Source organism: Formosa sp. S-31, from assembly GCF_051172795.1.
Taxonomy (GTDB): Bacteria; Bacteroidota; Bacteroidia; order Flavobacteriales; family Flavobacteriaceae; genus Formosa.
Genome location: NZ_JAENDK010000008.1, coordinates 647758 through 665977 on the forward strand (window position 1 = coordinate 647758; position 18220 = coordinate 665977).

The 18220-nt window shown below is 34.7% G+C and carries 18 protein-coding genes; 11 read left to right on the forward strand and 7 right to left on the reverse strand.

Features of this window, described 5'->3' with window-relative positions; translation table 11 throughout:
* The first annotated feature begins 380 nt into the window (after positions 1 to 380).
* The 5 genes from I3217_RS12435 (at position 381) to I3217_RS12455 (ending at position 5184) form a co-directional block, all read left to right on the forward strand.
* Positions 381 to 986 carry a hypothetical protein gene (locus tag I3217_RS12435; protein ID WP_435050084.1) on the forward strand — a complete coding sequence of 202 codons (606 nt, stop codon included), beginning with the start codon at positions 381 to 383 and terminating at the stop codon, positions 984 to 986.
* Between the two features lie 415 nt (positions 987 to 1401).
* Complete coding sequence (locus I3217_RS12440) at positions 1402 to 2007, forward strand: hypothetical protein (protein WP_435050085.1); 606 nt, start codon at positions 1402 to 1404, stop codon at positions 2005 to 2007.
* A 560-nt stretch (positions 2008 to 2567) separates the two neighbouring features.
* Entirely contained in the window at positions 2568 to 3173 is a 606-nt protein-coding gene (locus I3217_RS12445) for a hypothetical protein (protein ID WP_435050086.1), read from the forward strand.
* A gap of 383 nt (positions 3174 to 3556) precedes the next feature.
* A complete protein-coding gene (locus tag I3217_RS12450) occupies positions 3557 to 4168 on the forward strand; it encodes a hypothetical protein (protein WP_435050087.1) in 612 nt (203 codons plus the stop codon).
* Between the two features lie 407 nt (positions 4169 to 4575).
* Entirely contained in the window at positions 4576 to 5184 is a 609-nt protein-coding gene (locus I3217_RS12455; protein WP_435050088.1) for a hypothetical protein, read from the forward strand.
* 63 nt (positions 5185 to 5247) lie between these two features.
* Here I3217_RS12455 and I3217_RS12460 read toward each other — a convergent pair whose 3' ends face one another.
* The 7 genes from I3217_RS12460 to I3217_RS12490 form a co-directional block, all read right to left on the reverse strand.
* Entirely contained in the window at positions 5248 to 6030 is a 783-nt protein-coding gene (locus I3217_RS12460) for an enoyl-CoA hydratase/isomerase family protein (RefSeq protein ID WP_435050089.1), read from the reverse strand.
* A gap of 5 nt (positions 6031 to 6035) precedes the next feature.
* Positions 6036 to 7487 (reverse strand): ATP-binding protein, encoded by a 1452-nt coding sequence (locus I3217_RS12465; protein ID WP_435050090.1) that lies wholly within the window; start codon positions 7485 to 7487, stop codon positions 6036 to 6038.
* 46 nt (positions 7488 to 7533) lie between these two features.
* Positions 7534 to 8082, reverse strand: a complete 549-nt coding sequence (locus I3217_RS12470; RefSeq protein WP_435050091.1) for a CopD family protein — start codon at positions 8080 to 8082, stop codon at positions 7534 to 7536.
* Between the two features lie 8 nt (positions 8083 to 8090).
* Positions 8091 to 9449, reverse strand: coding sequence for an MATE family efflux transporter (locus I3217_RS12475; protein ID WP_435050092.1), 1359 nt, complete (start codon positions 9447 to 9449; stop codon positions 8091 to 8093).
* Positions 9450 to 9458: 9 nt separating this feature from the next.
* Positions 9459 to 10481, reverse strand: a complete 1023-nt coding sequence (gene hemH / locus I3217_RS12480; RefSeq protein WP_435050093.1) for a ferrochelatase — start codon at positions 10479 to 10481, stop codon at positions 9459 to 9461.
* Positions 10482 to 10616: 135 nt separating this feature from the next.
* Complete coding sequence (locus tag I3217_RS12485; protein ID WP_435050094.1) at positions 10617 to 10766, reverse strand: hypothetical protein; 150 nt, start codon at positions 10764 to 10766, stop codon at positions 10617 to 10619.
* Between the two features lie 60 nt (positions 10767 to 10826).
* The gene (locus I3217_RS12490) at positions 10827 to 11717 is read right to left on the reverse strand and encodes a helix-turn-helix transcriptional regulator (protein WP_435050095.1); all 891 of its coding nucleotides are present in this window, start codon (positions 11715 to 11717) and stop codon (positions 10827 to 10829) included.
* A 202-nt stretch (positions 11718 to 11919) separates the two neighbouring features.
* On the opposite strand from I3217_RS12490, the gene hemA reads away from it, so the two are divergent.
* Genes hemA through hemE form a run of 6 tightly spaced genes read left to right on the forward strand, consistent with a single transcriptional unit; the run spans position 11920 to position 18217 of the window.
* Positions 11920 to 13179, forward strand: a complete 1260-nt coding sequence (gene hemA, locus I3217_RS12495; protein ID WP_435050096.1) for a glutamyl-tRNA reductase — start codon at positions 11920 to 11922, stop codon at positions 13177 to 13179.
* Complete coding sequence (hemC, locus tag I3217_RS12500) at positions 13172 to 14086, forward strand: hydroxymethylbilane synthase (protein ID WP_435050097.1); 915 nt, start codon at positions 13172 to 13174, stop codon at positions 14084 to 14086. The genes hemA and hemC overlap by 8 nt, the downstream gene beginning before the upstream one ends.
* Before the next feature lie 13 nt (positions 14087 to 14099).
* On the forward strand, positions 14100 to 15842 hold the full coding sequence (locus I3217_RS12505) for a TrkH family potassium uptake protein (RefSeq protein WP_435050098.1): 1743 nt from the start codon (positions 14100 to 14102) through the stop codon (positions 15840 to 15842).
* A gap of 10 nt (positions 15843 to 15852) precedes the next feature.
* On the forward strand, positions 15853 to 16542 hold the full coding sequence (locus I3217_RS12510; RefSeq protein ID WP_435050099.1) for a potassium channel family protein: 690 nt from the start codon (positions 15853 to 15855) through the stop codon (positions 16540 to 16542).
* Positions 16542 to 17195, forward strand: a complete 654-nt coding sequence (locus I3217_RS12515; protein ID WP_435050100.1) for a uroporphyrinogen-III synthase — start codon at positions 16542 to 16544, stop codon at positions 17193 to 17195. The genes I3217_RS12510 and I3217_RS12515 overlap by 1 nt, the downstream gene beginning before the upstream one ends.
* Complete coding sequence (gene hemE, locus I3217_RS12520; RefSeq protein WP_435050101.1) at positions 17195 to 18217, forward strand: uroporphyrinogen decarboxylase; 1023 nt, start codon at positions 17195 to 17197, stop codon at positions 18215 to 18217. The genes I3217_RS12515 and hemE overlap by 1 nt, the downstream gene beginning before the upstream one ends.
* The last annotated feature ends 3 nt before the right edge of the window (positions 18218 to 18220 follow it).

Below are 18220 nucleotides of genomic sequence, written 5' to 3' on the forward strand. Positions count from 1 at the left end.
GTTAGTTAGACTATGTCAATTAGTTAGTTTGTTAGAGTGGGTCTGGTTAACCCACTCTTTTTTTTATTACTATTGTAATTTAAAAATTCACAACTGTTAATTTCTATTCTATTTTATCCACTATCAATAGTTTTATAATTACAAGGTAAACCTGAACTATTCACTCCAGACATTCAAAATCCCTAACTATTTTCTAAACTTTCACTTTAAAGTTTATACAAATTTCAGACCACAACCCTAGTCAGGTATTAAATTTTAACAAATTTCAACTATAATTATAACGTTTTCGGATAAAATAGCACACAATCCAGACAATATTGATGTTTTGCAGGGCTTAAGCGCACCATACTTTTGCAGCGTTAATTGTTAAGAAGAACAACATGAACAAAGTATTAAAATTAAGTTTAGGTCTATTAGTAATGGTTACTAGTATGACATCTGGTTATGCAAACACCATAACAAAAAATGACAATGAAAAAGGAAAAATAGAAGTTACCTTAACTTTAGAAGATGTTAAAGCAGGGCAACTTGTATTAATTAAAGACATGAGCGGTCTTACAATTTATAAGGAAGCCATTAAAAAGGCTGGTGTTTACAACAACACCTTCAACTTAAAATCTTTACCAGATGGTGCCTATTACTTTGAGCACATTAAGGACTACCAGGTAAAAATGATTCCATTTACTGTAAAATACAAAAAAGCTACGGTATACAGAGCTAATGAAAAAGTGTTTTTTAAACCTGTGGTTCGCACAGAAAATAACATGATTTACCTAACGCAATTAGCTTTAGACAAAAAAGACTTAAAAGTTAGCATTTATTATACAGACAAATTTGGTTTCGAAAGTGAATTAGTACTTTCTGAAACGATTAAAGACACTGTAAACATAGAGCGTATTTACGGGCTGTCTGCAAACAAAAAAGGAGAATATAAGGTTGTACTTTCTACAAATGGTGAAGAGTTTGTAGAGTATTTTAATCTATAAAAATATTAAACGTATAGTTAGTTAGACTATGTCAATTAGTTAGTTTGTTTAGAGTGGGTCTGGTTAACCCACTCTTTTTTTTTTGCATAAACTTAGGTTCCTCATCTAAACACACTTGTATTTCAATCCCCAAAAAACTATCCTATTTTAACCTATAACAATCTTCTACAGATTAGAAACACACTCTATAATTATTTCTTTAAGATCAGTCAGAATCCCGATAATTTTTAGGCATTTAAACTGAAATCATAGCGATAAACCAATATACACTCAATTCAAAATATCTAATCTTAACAATAAAGTAACATTATTACAACGTTTTCGGATAAAATAGCATACAATTCAGACAATATTGATGTTTTGCAGCGTTTAAGCTCACCATACATTTGCAGTGTTAATTGTTAAGAAGAACAACATGAACAAAGTATTAAAATTAAGTTTAGGTCTATTAGTAATGATTGCTAGTATGACATCTGGTTATGCAAACACCATAACAAAAAATGTTGATGAAAAAGGAAAAATGGAAGTTACCTTAACTTTAGAAAATGTTAAAGCAGGTCAGCTTGTATTAATCAAAGATTTTAGTGGTATCACTATTTATAAGGAAGCGATTAAAAAAACAGGAGTATACAATAATACCTTTAATTTAAAAGCGCTTCCTGAAGGGAATTATTACTTCGAGCACTTAAAGGATTATCAAGTTAAAATGATTCCTTTTACAGTTAAAAATGAAAAAGTAACTGTAGACAGAGCGAACGAAAAAGTGTTTTTCAAGCCAGTAATACGCGCTGAAGGAAACATGATTTATCTAACGCAATTAGCCTTAGACAAAAAAGATCTTAAAGTAAGTATTTACTACACAGACAACTTTGGTTTCGAAAGTAATTTAGTACTTTCTGAAACGATTAAAGATACCGTAAACATCGAACGTATTTACGGCCTGTCTGCAAGCAAAAAAGGAGAATACAAAGTTATAATGTCTACAAATGGTGAAGAGTTTGTAGAGTATATAAAACTATAAAATATTAAACGTATAGTTAGTTAGACTATGTCAATTAGTTAGTTTGTTTAGAGTGGGTCTGGTTAACCCACTCTTTTTTTTGCATTAAATTCACCTTCCTTAATCTTTCTCCTTTACCTCTCCTAGTCTATTAGGAGAAATAACAATCCTTTTTCAATTTGTAACCATTATTCCAGATTCCAGGCAAACTATCACAGCTCTTTCTAATAATCTTCATTATAATAAAAGTAAAAGCCTAAAAAGAACTATCGCAACAACAACTATAGATTAAGACTGGAATATTCTATTCTATATTAACCTATAAAACTCCTGTTTAACTTTAACTTCAATCTCAAATCTTTTCTGCTGTATTTACAAAAACAGTGAAAAATATTCAGCTTTCAACTTCAATATTTAAATATTTTTTTACTCAATCCCAATAAAACATATTTCATTTTAACAAACTTTAAACATATTTACAACGTTTTCGGATAAAATAGCACACAAAATAGACAATATTGATGTTTTGCACCGAACATACACACCTTATCTTTGCAGTGTTAATCGTTAAGAAGAACAACATGAAAAAAGTATTAAAATTAAGTTTAGGTCTATTAGTAATGATTACTAGTATGACAACAAGTTATGCTGATAACGTAGCTACAAAAGGAGATGAAAAAGGAAAAATGGAAGTTACCTTAACATTAGAAAATGTTAAAGCAGGACAACAAGTTTTAATTAAAGATGTTAGCGGAGTAACAATTTATAAAGAAGCTATCCAGGAAGCGGGTTTATATCACAACACTTTTGATTTAAAAGCTTTACCGGAAGGAGATTACTACTTCGAGCACTTAAAGGACTTTCAGATAAAATTGATTCCTTTTACAGTTAAAAACGAAACTGTTACCGTAAACAAAGCCAACGAAAAAGTATTTTTCAAGCCTGCTTTACGCAAAGAAAACAACATGCTTTATTTAACACAGTTAGCTTTAGATAAAAAGGATTTAAAAGTGAGTATTTACTACAGTAATAACTTTAATGCAGAAGACGAATTAGTACTTTCTGAAACCATTAGAGATACTGTAAACATAGAACGTATCTATGGTTTATCTGCTAACAAAAAAGGAGAATACAAAGTTGTACTTTCTACAAATGGAGAAGAGTTTGTAGAATATGTAAAACTATAAAATATTAAACGTATAGTTAGTTAGACTATGTCAATTAGTTAGTTTGTTTAGAGTGGGTCTGGTTAACCCACTCTTTTTTTTGCTCTATACTTTATAAATAAGCCTTTCAGATTCCACGCCACAAACATTAACTTCTGAATACACAAAGTGACCTCCAGATTCCCAAAAACATTTCCTTCAGCCACCTTCTCTTAAAGGACATAACTACTATTCTTTTATGTTAAAAAATTAACAGTATTACCTTAAATATACACTATATTAACATAACATATATTTAACTTAAATTTCATAGTTAAAATAGCATACAAAATAGCAAATATGGATGTTTTATACTCTTATAAACGCACTTACATTTGCCTTGTAAACCATTAAATACCTCAACTATGAAAAACGTTATGAAACTAAGTATTTGCGTGTTACTAGCAGTAAGCAGTATCGCAACAGGTTACGCCAAGACCTTTTCATCGAAAAAAGATGATAAAGAAAAAATGGAAATTACATTATCCCTTAGATATGTTAAAGAAGGCCAGCAACTATTAATTAAAGATTTAAACGGCCTGATTATATACAAGGAAGAAATAGAAGAAACCGGGTATTACAATCATAAATTCGATTTAACAAATTTACCAAACGGCGATTATTATTTCGAACACCAAAAAGCATTTCAAATTAAAATTATACCGTTTCAGGTTAGCACGAACGACGTTAGCTTTAAAACCGAAGCTGAAATGCTTATTTACAAACCAGTGGTTAAATTTAAAAACAATCAGTTATTACTAACAAAGTTAGCTCTGGAAAAAGAAGATTTAAACGTAAAAATATATTACGACGCTACTCCAAACAGCTCTTCAGATTACGATCTGATATACACTGAGACAATTACAAACACGCTGAATATAGAACGCATCTACCAATTGTCTCCAAAACAAAAAGGAGATTATAAAATTATTTTGGAGAGCAATGGCAGAACATATACCGAAAATATCAGTATTTAAAAAAATAGTTAGTTAGACTATGTAATTAGTTAGTTTGTTAGAGTGGGTCTGGTTAACCCACTCTTTTTTTGGTTAAAATTAAGTTTCTCAAATTAAGCAAAATCAAAAGTGACTTCAAAGTGAAATTTTAAAATTTAAAGCATAGTTATTAACCAAGTAATTCACAATACATTTTAATTAAATTCCCCTTACTGGTTTCGACTTAAATCGAACGACAAACAAAACACCAATCAAACTAAAAAACCACTCATAATCACTAAATTACCTCGATTATATACTAAATTATCCTTACAATAATTTAACCTAAATTTCACAGATAAAATAGTATATAAAGCTGCCAATATCGATGTTTTAAACCGCCTATTCCTGTGCTACATTTGTAATGTTAATCGTTAAATAATTCAATTATGAAAAAAGTAATGAAATTCAGTATTTGCATGTTAGTCACGATGACTAGCATAGCAGCAAGTTACGCTAACGACTTTTCATCTTACATTGATGATAAAGAGAAAGCAGAAATTACGTTAACTCTTGACGATGTAAAAGCAGGACAACAATTACTAATTAAAGACGTTAACGGATTAATATTGCACAGGGAAACCATTGAAAATTCAGGCGTGTACAACAACACTTTTGACCTGACCAATTTACCTAATGGCAATTATTATTTTGAGCACCAAAAGGCATATCAAATTAAAATTATTCCTTTTAACGTATCAAACGGTAAAGTGGCTTTTACAACTGAAAAGCAAACCACTATTTACAAACCTGTATTACGCGTAAAAGAAAATAATTTATTGGTATCTAAACTCGCTTTAGACAAAGAGCCTTTAGAAGTTAAGATTTATTACGATGGAAAATACAGTTCTAGCGGCTACGAATTAATTCACTCCGATATGATTTCCAACGAGATGAATATTGAACGCATCTATAAGTTAGACAACAAAGAAAAAGGAAATTATCGCATTGTGTTTGAATCCAATGGCAGAGAATATGTTGAAAATGTAAAAATCTAATACCTTGAAAACAATTGATTATTAAGAGCGAACATGTAGTTGTTCGCTCTTTTTTATTTACAACTATTCTCCTGTAAATGCTGCCTTACGTTTTTCAAGAAAGGCTGTTGTCCCTTCTTTAAAATCTTCGGTTCCAAAACAGTAACCAAAACCTTCTATTTCGGCAACATATCCATTAACACCAGTTTTAAATCCGGCATTAATTACTTCAATCGCTTTACCAATAGCTTTAGGCGAATTCTTCATAATTTTTGCGGCAATTCCCATACCAAACTCAAGCAATTGATCATGAGCTACCACATGATTCACCAAACCGTAGTTTAAAGCCTGTTCTGCCGTTATCATTCCAGCCGTCATAATCATTTCCATGGCACGACCTTTACCCACTAACTGCGGTAAACGCTGTGTTCCTCCATACCCTGGAATAACTCCTAAAGACACTTCAGGAAGTCCCATTTTAGCATTATCACTCGCCACACGAATATGGCACGACATCGCTAATTCTAAGCCACCTCCAAGCGCAAAACCATTTACAGCAGCAATAACCGGAGTAGATAAATTTTCAACAAAATCGAATAGCAACTCCTGACCTTTTGCGGCAAGATCAGCGCCTTCTTCAACATTAAAATCGGCAAATTCACTAATATCAGCCCCGGCAACAAATGCTTTTTCTCCTGAACCGGTAAGTATAATAACTTTTGTTTCACTGTCATTATCCGCAGCTTTAAATGCCTCATGCAGCTCTGCGATAGTTTCTTTGTTTAAAGCATTGAGCTTTGTAGGACGATTAATAGTAATGGTTGTAACACCATTGTCAAATTGTGTAAGAATATTATTATATGACATAAGAATTATAATTTAGGAAAGGCCACTATAAAAGTTGTTCCCTTCTGGTCTTGAGTAGTAAAGGTAATATTTCCATTATAAGTTTCCACAATGTTTTTTACCATTGCCAAACCAAGCCCCATACCACTGGACTTTGTAGTAAATTTAGGCTCGAACACCCGATCTTCATTTTCTGATGTTATTCCCGTACCATTGTCAGATACTGTAATCTGTATCGTACTGTTTTGTAATGACACATGCACTACAATTTTAGGTACGCGATCTGATGGAATAGACTGTATCGCATTTTTCACCAGATTAGTTACAATTCGGATAAGGTGAGTTTTATCGAAAACAGTAATAATCTCTTCCCGTTCGGAAAGAAATACTATGTAATCCTCATTAAAAATATCCAAAGCTAATCGCACCGTATTAACCACGTCTATCGTTTCGTTTTGCTGAGCAGGCATTTTAGCAAAATTGGAAAAAGCCGATGCTATGGCACTCATCGTATCGATTTGCTGAATTAAAGTTTCGGAATACTCTTCTACCTTTTGATATATATTAGGATCGTTTGGATTGAATTTTCGTTGAAAATTCTGAACACTTAAACGCATAGGCGTTAACGGATTCTTTATTTCGTGAGCCACCTGCTTAGCCATTTCGCGCCAGGCCTGCTCCCGCTCACTTTTAGCCAGTTTTACAGCACTATCCTCAAGCTGATCGATCATACTATTATAAGAATGAACCAGCGTAGAAATTTCCTGACTTGCATCATCCACATCAATACGTTCATTACGCTTTCCTAAAGCCGTAGTATTTATTTTATCACTAATAATTTTTATAGACTTGGTAATATAATTGGCCAAAAAGAACGCAATAGCCGAGGCCAGAACCAGCATAAACAAATACGCATAGCTAATACGTTCCAAAAACTCATCCAGCTCATTATCCAGGAAATCATCATTTTCCAGATACGGAATATTCAAAATAGCCAGAGGTTTATATTTTTGATCTGTGATATAAGAATAAGAAGACTGATATAACAACCCGTTCTCCCGTCTTTTTTCCACATAGGTATGCTCTGCAGTATTCGCCAACCAGTTTAACACATTCGTATTTATACAACTTGGTACAGAATCCTGAGCAAAAGCCGCACGAGAAGACATTAAAATGCTTCCGTCTAAATCGTATACATTTATAGTTAAGTTATGAATACTGGAAACCTCGTAAATCTTATTCTTTAAAATGAGAGGAAGTTTTTCTGTTTTTACCTCATAAGAAGTCTCCTGTATAATAAAATCGAGGTGAGATTTAATATTTTTCTCTTTACGAGCCAGCCGCTGTTTATGATAATCAACCGCCTCTTCACTATACTGGTAAATTGCTACAGCCACAATTAAAATAGACGCCAGAAGCACCACAAAAAGCATCGCCACAAAAATACGGAGTCGTAAAGAGATTTTTTTGAGTTTCATATGTTATACGCTTGACTAAATATAACAATAATCAAGCCAAGCACCTTTAAGCATTCGGATTTTTAGACCGAATACGCTTATAAACTTTAAAACCCAGCATAAGCAGAATACCCAGTACAAAAATGCCAATTACCCCGAAAATCCAGTTCATAGCACTCTTCAGAATTACAAGAAATACCACAGCAAATAAAATAAATGTTGCCCCTTCATTCCAAAGACGCATAAAATTAGACGTTTTAGTAATCTCATCGCGTTGCAACTGCTTAAAATACTGATGCGTTTTTAAATGATAAATAATAAGCAACACCACAAAAGCGAGTTTAACATGCATCCACGATTGCTGTAACCATACTGGCATTATTACCAGCAGACTTATAGCAAAAACCGTAGCGAGAATTGCCGAAGGCCAGGTTATTATAAACCACAGTCGTTTACTCATTAATTTCAACTGCGTAGTAAGTATTTCCTTTTCCGGCGAGGGTTTCTGAGACGCCTCTATATGATACACAAACAATCTTGGAATATAAAACAACCCGGCAAACCAGGTAATAACAAAAATAAGATGCAGTGATTTTATATAATTGTAGTATTCCATATTAACATTTAAACCGTTATACTTTTACCCTCCAGATCGGTTTTAATTTCTTTATGAAGAAAATAACCGGTAACCAGAGTAGACAACACATCGGAGACAGGAAATGACACCCAGACCCCAAGTTCTCCAAAAAATTTTGGTAAAATTAATATTAATGGAATAAAGAAAAACCCCTGGCGGGTTAAAGTTAACAGCAATGCCGGTTTTGCTTTTCCTATCGCCTGAAAATAAGCAGCACCAATAAGCTGCAAAGCTATAATTGGCGTAGCAGCAAACACCCAGCGCATCGCCGAAGGCGTCTGACTTAACACTTCTTGATCTCTGGTAAACATAATAGTGATATAATCTGGAAAAGCCATAAGCAGTACAAATACAACTGTGGCCAGAATAGCCGCATATTTTATAGCGATATAAATTGAATCTTTTACTCGATCGTATTGCTTAGCTCCATAATTATAACCTGCAATAGGCAAAAACCCCTGAGTGATACCAAACACCGGGAATAAGGCAAACATTAACATTCTTCCCACAATAGCATAAGCCGTAACCGAAACCTCCCCGCCCAAATGAAATAAAATATTATTCATAAACAAATAGGTTACACTAACTACCGCCTGCCTGGACAGGGTAACAAAACCCAACGAAGCAATTTCAGAAATCACTTTCCATTTTAATCTTAAATAACTCCAATCAATATGTAAATCTGAATTACTGGAGAAAAAATACCACAGAATATAAAGCAAACAGAGAATATACGACCCCGATGTCGCCCAGGCAGCACCTGTCATACCCATATCCATGAGGTTGATAAAAATATAATCGAAAATCAGGTTGCCTACTGAAGGAATCATCATAGCATACATGGCAAACTTTGGTTTACCTTCTGCCCTGATTACAGAGTTCCCCATCATACAAAGTGCCAGAAACGGCACCCCATAAAGCACTATAGTATAATATATTTTGGCCGGTTCAAAAATATCACCCTTTCCTCCGAAAGACGTTATGATACCATCCTTAAACATCAGTCCAAAAAACACAAAAACAGTAGTAAAAACTACTGTTAAGGTAATTTGATTTCCAAAGGTATCTAGTGCTTTATCCTTATCTCCGGCACCCAAAGCCCGAGAAATTATTGAAGCCCCTCCAATACCTATAGCCATTCCCAAAGCTGCTATAAAAAACGACACTGGCAAAACTACATTTATAGCCGCTATAGCAATAGAACCTATCCAGTTTCCAACAAAAATAGTATCGACCAATACATTTAGAGACATTACCAGTATACCTATCGAAGCAGGTACAGCCTGCTTAATCAGCAACTTTCCTATCGGTTCAGTTCCAAGATCTACGGTCGATGTTCTACTCATTAATATAATTTAGCCATTATCAGCCCAGTTGTTTATCCACTTCCCTAATAAGGCTGCCCATTGGTCTTCATCATTCAAACATGGTACGGTAGTAAATTCCTGTCCACCAACTTCATGAAACAACTCCTGACCCTCCATTGCAATTTCTTCCAGTGTTTCCAAACAATCACTCACAAAAGCCGGGGTAATTATGGCCATATTTTTCACACCTTCTAACCCGAGACGCTCAATGGTTCTATCGGTATACGGCTGCAACCACGGATCGAAACCTAATCTAGATTGAAAAGAGGTTGAAAACGTTTCCGGCTTAAGATTTAATTTTTCCCCAACAAGTCGGGTCACTTCCAGACACTGATGTCTGTAACAAAATTCATGTGCTTTAGATGGGGTCTTACAACAAGAACCATCCAATTTACAATGCGACTTAGTGACATCGCTTTTTCTGATATGACGTTCCGGAACCCCGTGATAAGAAAACAAAACATGATCGTAAGTTTTCCCCTGAAGATGTTTTGCAATAGAGTCGCTTAACACCTGAATATAATCTTCCTTATTGTAAAAAGCAGGTAAATGATCTATTTTTAAATTCGGAAAATGCGTTTGTCTCAATTCTTCAGCCAAAACTAAAATCGTTTCGGTTGTTGCCATGGCAAACTGTGGATATAACGGAATTAAAAACACCTGTTCAACACCTTGATCTACCAATTCCTGTAAGCCTTTTTTAATGGTCATGGAACCATATCGCATAGCCAGCGCCACGGGATACTCTACTTCCTTTTGCACTTTTGCCTGAAGCCGTTCCGATATCACAATTAAAGGAGAACCTTCTTCCCACCAGATTTTTTTATAGGCAGCTGCAGACGCCTTAGGACGTGTTTTTAAAATAATACCTTTAACAAGTGCCGTTCTGGCTACATACGGCAAATCTATTACGCGCTCGTCCATTAAAAATTCACCTAAATACGTTTTTACATCCTGAGGTGTCGGACTGTCCGGAGACCCTAAATTAACAAGTAAAATTCCTTTTTTCATGCAGCAAAAATACAATAGAAAATACTTTCAAACTATTTTCTACTGATAGTATTATTTTATACAGAATTAAATCTTATTGATTTAATATCTGAGTGTATTTAAAATAAAATCTATATGACACTCCGTTAACCAATATTACTTTTTAAGTGATTTAAGTTTAATTTGTGGCACTTCCTCATTAGCATCACAATCCTGAAAAATTCCACAGGATATTCCAGGTTTTACCAAAGACTTTTCTTTTGCTTTTTTAAACCAAGCTTCAATTTCAGGAGATAAATAACTCATACTTTAAGTGTTATATCGTTCTAATGTACAAAAAACTGAAAGCTATAACAATGCAGAGCATTAATTTATTGACTGCAAATATTTTTTAGGAGTCGTCCCGTATTTTTTCTTAAAAGCTGCTATAAAATGACTGGAGGTACTATACCCTACTTTTAACCCTACTTCATTTACATTAAAACCTCCAGTTTCCAGAAGTTTTCTGGCCTCTTCCATTTTGTAATCAAACAAGAAACTATACACCGAATCGCCATAAATCTGTTTAAAACCTTCTTTTAATTTTTTAAGACTCAATCCAATTTCATCTGCAAGCTCCTGCAATCCGGGTGGCTCGGCCATTCTTGAAATCACAATATCTTTAGCCTTCCTAATTTTAATAACATTGGTTTCATCCACAAGAAACGGACAGTGTTCGTTATTGGTTTCTTCGCTTCTGTTGAAATAAAGACTTAACAACTCGTAGGCCTTAGCTTTAAAATACAGGTTTTTAATTGAGGCATTAAGATTATAGTGAATAATCTGGGTTAACACCACAGCCATGGACGGCGATATCCTACCGTCTTTATAATACTTTTTATCCTTATTATCGTCACTTAAAAACGTAATATAATCGGCTTCCTGAGAAAACAAGGCATGAAATGCCTTAATAGAAATTAATATTGTTACCAACCAGGAATTAGGGTTTACCTCTAAGTGAATCGGCAAATCCTGTTGCGGATTATAAAGCAAAAGCGAATTCTCTTCGTTAATTTTTAAAGTATAAGCGCCTCTGTTAAATTTAAAAGCCGAAGCGCCTTTAAGACAAAAATGAAACTGAATAAAACTACTATCAATAGCCTTCATTACAGTATCAACGTCGTCCCCTTCATTTTTATAAATTAATACTAAAAACCCATCATCCAAGGCCACCTCATCGAAGGTTCTTATAGCGTTATTTTTTTTATCTATTGCCATACTCTATATTCATATTTTATTTAGATTAGTTCTAAACAGAAGCAAACGAAATCGTTGTTATCAGTACAAAAATATAATAATATATGCATTTACAGACAAATAGACATTAAAATACCCGAAACGACACTAAAAGTTCTTTGAGCGTTATTTTTTTAAAAAATGTCACTATACATTTGCCCCGTAATTACTATCAATTTTATTAATGAGTCAGAATCAAGCCTCGAGAGGCACTTATTTTTACGCCATTGGATTAAGCTATAAAAAGGCAGATGCCGAAACCCGAGGTCACTTTAGTTTAGACGACCACGCCAAGACAGCTATACTTAATCAGGCCAAAATCAACGGATTAGAAAGCTTGATTGTTACCTCCACTTGTAACAGAACAGAAATTTACGGTTTTGCCGAACACCCATTTCAACTCATTAAATTACTTTGCGATAACACCGTTGGTACGGTAGACGAATTTCAAAAAGTAGCGTATGTTTATAAAAGCCAGGAAGCCATAGCACACATGTTTCGTGTAGGTTCCGGACTGGACAGCCAGATTCTTGGCGACTTTGAAATTATCAGTCAGTTAAAACTTAGTGCTAAGCAAGCTAAAAAAGCAGGATTATTAAATTCGTTTTTAGAGCGTCTGGTTAACATGGTGACTCAAGCCAGTAAACGTATAAAAACCGAAACCGAGATTTCTTCGGGAGCAACCTCAGTATCGTTTGCTTCGGTGCAATACATTTTAAATAATGTAGAAAACGTTTCCGATAAAAACATCTTATTATTCGGAACTGGAAAAATAGGACGAAATACCTGTGAAAATCTTGTAAAACATACCAAAAACGATCATATTAAGCTTATTAACAGAACAAAAAATAAAGCTGAAAAGATTGCAGGAAAATTTAACTTACTGGTTAAAGATTACTCCAATTTACAGGAAGAAATTAATGACTCAGATATTTTAATAGTTGCAACAGGTGCTCAAAACCCTACCGTTGATAAATATCTGATTCAAACCGAAAAGCCTTTGTTAATTTTAGACTTATCGATTCCTAAAAATGTCGATAATAATGTTACAGACCTGAAAAATGTTAGTCTGATTCATTTAGATCATTTATCTCAGATTACCGATGAAACTCTGGAAAAACGTAAAGCCTACATTCCCGTAGCCGAAACCATTCTGGAGGAAGTAAAACAGGAATTTAACGAGTGGCTGGAAACCCGAAAATTCGCTCCAACCATTAAGGCTTTAAAAAACAAATTATTAGACTTTAAAACCGCTGAATTAGACTTACAACGTAAAAAAATTCAAGATTTTAACGAAGCTCAGGCCGAATTAATAAGCAATAATATTATCCAGAAAATCACCAATCACTTTGCGCACCATTTAAAGGATGATGATTTTTCTACTAACGACAGTTTAGAACTTATTAAAAAAGTTTTTCAGCTAGACACTCCTACAAATGCATAAAACCATTCGCATTGGCACAAGAGACAGCCAATTAGCTCTTTGGCAAGCAAACACAGTTCAAACTCAATTACAGCAATTAGGTTACAACACCGAAATTGTTGCAGTTAAATCTACAGGCGACTTGATTCTGGATCAACCGCTTTACGAATTAGGTATAACCGGAATTTTTACAAAAACTCTGGATGTAGCCATGCTAAACGGTACAGTAGATATTGCAGTACATTCTATGAAAGATGTACCAACACAACTACCTAAAGGCATCATGCAAACTGCCGTATTACCAAGAGCAAACGTTAACGACATCTTAGTTTATAAAGATTTAGATTTCCTAAATTCGGAAGGAACGATAGGTACAGGAAGTTTGAGACGAAAAGCACAGTGGTTAAATAAATACCCGAATCATAAGGTTGAAGATTTACGAGGTAATGTAATAACCCGACTTCAAAAACTAGAGGACAACAACTGGAATGCAGCCGTATTTGCCAAAGCCGGATTAGAGCGTATTGAAGTTCTTCCGGAACAACATATGGAACTGGACTGGATGGTGCCAGCACCTGCACAGGGCGCCATGGTAGTAGTCACTCTGGAAAAAGATAAAGACATAACAGCAGCTGTAACAAAACTAAATGACAGCCACACAGATATTTGCACCTATGTAGAACGTGAATTTTTACGTATCTTAGAAGCAGGTTGTACGGCTCCAATTGGAGGCCTGGCAACCATAACCAATGATACTATTGCCTTTACGGGGGTTTTATTGTCTTTAGATGGCAGTAAAAAACTAACCGTATCGAAATCCGAATCCCTTACCAATTACAAAGGATTTGGAAAACAATGCGCCTTAGAAATCATTGAAAATGGTGGAAAAGAACTGATGAATTCAATAAAAAAAGCATTGAATTCATAAAAAATTGCATGAAATGAAGTTTAAAACGTTGCAAAACCTATATCGTTTTACTGATATTCTCATTTTATTTTTTCTGATTTTCGATTTCGGTTTTTCTATAAAGGAAGATTACAAGCCGTTTAGAATGCCTGTATACACTATTATTACAAGCCTTTTAATCTTTTTTAATTTTGTAAAACACTCCAGTTACACCAACACCAAGGCTTTAAAAAAAACCATAAAATTCAATATTGCAATTTTGTTAACCACAATAATAGCAGCTTTAACCGTCTATTATTTAAACCATGATTTACCTGAAATTGAACGCCCATTACGCCCAAAGGTTATTTATGAAATCGGCCTGTTTTTCTACCTCTTAATCCGGTTAACATTTTTCATAAAATTTATTTACAGAATCTATTTTAATCCCGCCATTTTGTTTGTGGGAAGTTTTGGAATTTTATCGTTAATTGGAGCTCTCCTATTGATGCTTCCTAACATTACAGTACATGGCATTTCGTTTATTGACGCTTTATTTACAGCCACCAGTGCCATTTGTGTAACAGGATTAGCTGTATTAGATACCGGTAAAGATTTCACCCAATTAGGGCAGACCGTTATTCTGATATTAATTCAAATCGGCGGTTTAGGAATCTTAACTTTCACCTCCTTTTTTGCCTACTTTTTTAAAGAAACATCGTCTTTTAGAGAAGGTATGTACATGAAGGATTTCACATCTACCGAAAATCTTCAGGATGTGTTTAAAATTGCAGCACAAATTGTAGCTTTTACTTTAGGTATCGAATTACTGGGCGCCATATTTATATTTATGTCTATAGACCGTATCAGCATTGTAGAAAACAAGATCTTCTTTTCGATATTCCATTCCATTTCAGCCTTTTGTAATGCAGGATTTTCAACGTCTTCTTCCAGCTTTTACGAACCGAGCCTTAGAGTAGATTACTCCCTGCAATGGGTTTTAATGGTATTAATAATTGTTGGTGGTATTGGATACAATTTCATATTTAATTCATCTAATTATTTAAAGCGTAGCTTTTTAAACCTATTCCGTAAAAAAGACAAGATAGCAACCACAGTTCGTGTTATTACTTTAAACACAAAAATTACGCTGGCAACAACAAGCATATTACTGATAGCCGGTTTTATATTCTTTTATTTTTCCGAAGCCAGTCATTCCCTAAAAGAACACACATCTACTTTCGGAAAAATTACTACCGCAATGTTTTCTTCAGTAACTCCAAGAACAGCCGGATTTAACACGGTGGATTACACTCAGGTAGCAACCCCTTCCTTGTTATTCGTAATTTTGTTAATGTGGATTGGAGCATCTCCCGGATCGACCGGTGGTGGAATAAAAACAAGTACCTTTGCTATTGCCACCCTTAATATCTTAGCGACTGCTAAAGGGAGAAAACGCATAGAACTGAATACCAGAGAAATATCGAGCAGTACAGTAAACCGCGCATTTGCCATTATTTGCATATCGCTCATAACAATAGGAATAAGCATATTATTACTGCTCTTTTTTGAACCTGAAACCGACTTATTAGCCATAGCTTTCGAATGTTTCTCGGCCTATAGTACTGTAGGACTGAGCTTAAACTTAACCCCAACCTTGAGCGACCCGAGTAAATACGTTCTTATTGCCGTAATGTTCGTGGGCCGTATCGGACTATTAAACTTACTTTTTGGAATGCTGGGTCAGGTGGAACAGAAGTTCTATCAATATCCGCAAGAAAATATTTTAATCAACTAAACAATACGACATGAAAATTATAATCTTTGGACTCGGAAATTTTGGAATGTCATTAGCTTTTAGCCTAACAGAATCGGGCAATGAAGTTGTAGGGGTAGACAAGCAAATGGAAAAGGTTAATATTGTTAAAGACAAAATAGCTCACAGTATTTGTTTAGATTCTACCAACGAACTGGCCTACCAGGCCTTGCCTATTAAACAGACCGATATTGCCGTCGTAGCTATTGGAGAGAATGAAGGAGCCGCTATTATTACAACTGCAATAATTAAGAAATTATCAGACGCCAAAGTTATTAGTCGTTCGCTTTCCCCTATTCACGATACGGTATTAAATGCCATGGGCATAACTTCCATTGTTCACCCAGAGCAGGAAGCAGCACAGAAATTAACAGATAAAATTAATCTGAAAAACATAGTCGATAATTTTAAAATAGACGAAAAATACTCCATCTCAGAAATAAAAACTCCGGAAGAGTTTTTAGGTAAATCCATCAAAGATTTAAATATCAGATCTAAGTACAAACTAAATATTATCACCATTATTCGAACTAACGAACGCGTTAACCTAATTGGCAATGCAACAACTGCCAGAGAAGTTATAGGCATACCAGAAGCAGACACTATTATTAAACCCAACGATATTCTGGTAGTATTTGGACGTAACGATGATATTTCTAAAATCTGTCAATCTAATCTCTAATGCCAATACAGTCGGTTTTATCAACTAAAACACTTAGCAAAGAACAAAAGGAGTTCCTAACTAAGGCCCATATTAAAGTATTCGATTACGATGCTATCGATATTGAATTCACCAATTTTGACACCGAAATTATTGTGGAAAATGCCATAATTACAAGTCAGAATGCAGCCAAAGCGGTCATAGACAATAAAGTAGTTATTAAAAACTGTTTTTGTGTAGGCGAAAAAACCATGGCCTTTTTAGAAGATAACGGACAGTATGTTTCTAAAATGAAACTTCACGCACAGGACTTAGCCCATCATATTGTAAAATATCATAAAAACGATAATTTTATTTATTTCTGTAGCAACCAGAGACAGGATGCTTTACCTGAAATCTTAAAGGAACACCATATTACTTTAAAGGAAATTATTGTATACAACACTGTTGAAGCTCCACAAAAAATAGAAACAGCATACGATGCCATTTTATTTTACAGTCCAAGTGGCATAAACAGCTACACCTCTAAAAATGATATCGCAGACAAAACAGCATTCTGCATAGGAAAAACCACTGCCGAAGAAGCAAAACAACATACAAACAACATTGTAACAGCGCCATCGCCTACAATAGAACACCTGCTACAAACTGTAGTTAAATACTCAAAAAAATAATGATTAAAAACGATTTATACCTTAGAGCTTTAAAAGGAGAAACAGTAGAACGTCCACCAGTCTGGATGATGCGTCAAGCCGGACGTTATCTACCGGAATTCATGGCCATTAAAGAAAAATACGATTTCTTTACCAGATGCCGCACTCCGGAATTAGCCAGCGAAATTACCGTACAACCTATAAGACGCTACGGTATGGATGCCGCAATTTTATTCAGCGACATTCTTGTAATTCCACAGGCTATGAATATCGAGGTAGAAATGAAGCCTAATTTTGGCCCCTATTTACCTAATCCTGTTCGCGACCAGAAAGGTGTAGACAACGTCATCGTTCCAGATGTTAATGTAGAACTGGATTATGTAATGCAGGCAATTAAAGCCACTAAAGAATTACTAAACGACGAGATTCCATTAATCGGTTTTGCCGGATCGCCATGGACCATTTTGTGTTACGTTATTCAGGGACAAGGCAGTAAAACGTTCGACAAAGCCAAAGAATTCTGTTTTACCAATCCCCTTGCCGCACATCAATTATTACAAAAAATTACAGATACCACTATAGCCTATTTAAAAGCTAAAGTTGTTGCCGGAGTAAATGCGGTACAGATTTTCGACTCCTGGGGAGGCATGTTATCACCTACCGATTATCAGGAATTCTCCTGGCAGTACATCAACCAGATTATTGAAGCATTAAAAGACGATGCTCCTGTAATTGCATTTGGTAAAGGCTGTTGGTTTGCATTAGGTGAAATGGCTAAAAGTAATGCCTCTGCCTTAGGGATAGACTGGACATGCTCACCAAGAAATGCGCGTTATTTAACCGGAGGAAACATAACTTTACAAGGAAATTTCGATCCGTCTAGGTTATTATCGCCTCCTGCCGAAATCAAGAAAATGGTACACCAAATGATAGATGAATTTGGTAAAGACAAATACATCGTAAATTTAGGACACGGTATATTACCAAACATTCCACTGGATAACGCCAAAGCCTTTATAGATGCGGTAAAAGAATACAAATAGTAT

What these genes read in the sequence shown, in the direction of transcription:
- I3217_RS12490 (WP_435050095.1), bottom strand. Translation starts at nt 11,717, where the DNA reads ATGGCAATAGATAAAAAAAATAACGCTATAAGAACCTTCGATGAGGTG.
- I3217_RS12475 (WP_435050092.1), bottom strand. Translation starts at nt 9,449, where the DNA reads ATGAGTAGAACATCGACCGTAGATCTTGGAACTGAACCGATAGGAAAG.
- I3217_RS12435 (WP_435050084.1), top strand. Translation starts at nt 381, where the DNA reads ATGAACAAAGTATTAAAATTAAGTTTAGGTCTATTAGTAATGGTTACT.
- I3217_RS12445 (WP_435050086.1), top strand. Translation starts at nt 2,568, where the DNA reads ATGAAAAAAGTATTAAAATTAAGTTTAGGTCTATTAGTAATGATTACT.
- I3217_RS12455 (WP_435050088.1), top strand. Translation starts at nt 4,576, where the DNA reads ATGAAAAAAGTAATGAAATTCAGTATTTGCATGTTAGTCACGATGACT.
- I3217_RS12515 (WP_435050100.1), top strand. Translation starts at nt 16,542, where the DNA reads ATGCCAATACAGTCGGTTTTATCAACTAAAACACTTAGCAAAGAACAA.
- hemA (WP_435050096.1), top strand. Translation starts at nt 11,920, where the DNA reads ATGAGTCAGAATCAAGCCTCGAGAGGCACTTATTTTTACGCCATTGGA.
- I3217_RS12505 (WP_435050098.1), top strand. Translation starts at nt 14,100, where the DNA reads ATGAAGTTTAAAACGTTGCAAAACCTATATCGTTTTACTGATATTCTC.
- hemH (WP_435050093.1), bottom strand. Translation starts at nt 10,481, where the DNA reads ATGAAAAAAGGAATTTTACTTGTTAATTTAGGGTCTCCGGACAGTCCG.
- hemE (WP_435050101.1), top strand. Translation starts at nt 17,195, where the DNA reads ATGATTAAAAACGATTTATACCTTAGAGCTTTAAAAGGAGAAACAGTA.
- I3217_RS12450 (WP_435050087.1), top strand. Translation starts at nt 3,557, where the DNA reads ATGAAAAACGTTATGAAACTAAGTATTTGCGTGTTACTAGCAGTAAGC.
- I3217_RS12440 (WP_435050085.1), top strand. Translation starts at nt 1,402, where the DNA reads ATGAACAAAGTATTAAAATTAAGTTTAGGTCTATTAGTAATGATTGCT.
- I3217_RS12460 (WP_435050089.1), bottom strand. Translation starts at nt 6,030, where the DNA reads ATGTCATATAATAATATTCTTACACAATTTGACAATGGTGTTACAACC.
- I3217_RS12470 (WP_435050091.1), bottom strand. Translation starts at nt 8,082, where the DNA reads ATGGAATACTACAATTATATAAAATCACTGCATCTTATTTTTGTTATT.
- I3217_RS12465 (WP_435050090.1), bottom strand. Translation starts at nt 7,487, where the DNA reads ATGAAACTCAAAAAAATCTCTTTACGACTCCGTATTTTTGTGGCGATG.
- hemC (WP_435050097.1), top strand. Translation starts at nt 13,172, where the DNA reads ATGCATAAAACCATTCGCATTGGCACAAGAGACAGCCAATTAGCTCTT.
- I3217_RS12510 (WP_435050099.1), top strand. Translation starts at nt 15,853, where the DNA reads ATGAAAATTATAATCTTTGGACTCGGAAATTTTGGAATGTCATTAGCT.
- I3217_RS12485 (WP_435050094.1), bottom strand. Translation starts at nt 10,766, where the DNA reads ATGAGTTATTTATCTCCTGAAATTGAAGCTTGGTTTAAAAAAGCAAAA.